1 protein-coding gene is annotated in these 797 nt (G+C 78.8%); it reads left to right on the top strand.

Features of this window, described 5'->3' with window-relative positions; all coding sequences use genetic code 11:
* Positions 1–44: 44 nt before the first annotated feature.
* Positions 45–797, top strand: a 753-nt coding sequence (locus tag MHY29_RS12180) for an A/G-specific adenine glycosylase (RefSeq protein ID WP_239241582.1), incomplete at its 3' end; no start/stop codon positions are given.

Here is a 797-nt window from a genome sequence, read left to right as displayed (position 1 = left end):
ATGCGTCCCAGGGTAGGCCGGTGCGCCGCCCTAGAGTGGACGCCATGCCCGCCCACGACGACGCCGCCCCGCGCCCGGACCTGACCGCGCTGCAGGACGAGGTGCTGGACTGGTTCGCCGCGCACGGCCGGGATCTGCCGTGGCGGGACCCGGACTGCCCGCCGTGGGGCGTGCTCGTCTCCGAGATCATGCTGCAGCAGACCCCCGTGGTCCGGGTCCTGCCCCGCTGGCGGGCCTGGATGGAGCGGTGGCCCACCCCCGCCGACCTCGCGGCCGCCCCCACGGCGGACGTGCTGACGGCCTGGGACCGGCTCGGCTACCCCCGCCGGGCGCTGCGGCTGCAGGAGGCGGCGCGGGCGATCGTCGAGCGTCACGGCGGCGAGGTCCCCGCGGACCCGGCCGCCCTCCGCGCCCTGCCCGGGATCGGCGAGTACACGGCGGCGGCGGTCTCCAGCTTCGCGTTCGGCATCCCGGAGACCGTGGTGGACACCAACGTGCGCCGCGTGCTGGCCCGCGCTCTCCGCGGCGAGGGCCTCCCGGGCCGGACCCTCACCCGCGCCGAGATGGCGGCCGCCCACGCCGCCCTGCCCGCCGACGAGCACCGCGCCAACCGGTGGAACGCGGCCGTCATGGAGCTCGGCGCGCTGGTGTGCACCGCCCGCTCCCCTGCGTGCGACCGCTGCCCGATCCGCGCCCGGTGCGCGTGGGTGGCCGCGGGGTCGCCCGCCCCCGAGGTCGCGCGGAGGGGCCAGGCCTGGGTGGGGACGGACCGGCAGGTGCGCGGGGCCGTCATGGCC

This window comes from Micrococcus sp. ACRRV (genome assembly GCF_022346985.1).
Taxonomy (GTDB): Bacteria; Actinomycetota; Actinomycetes; order Actinomycetales; family Micrococcaceae; genus Micrococcus; species Micrococcus porci.
This window is presented reverse-complemented; position numbering and strand designations above follow the sequence as displayed.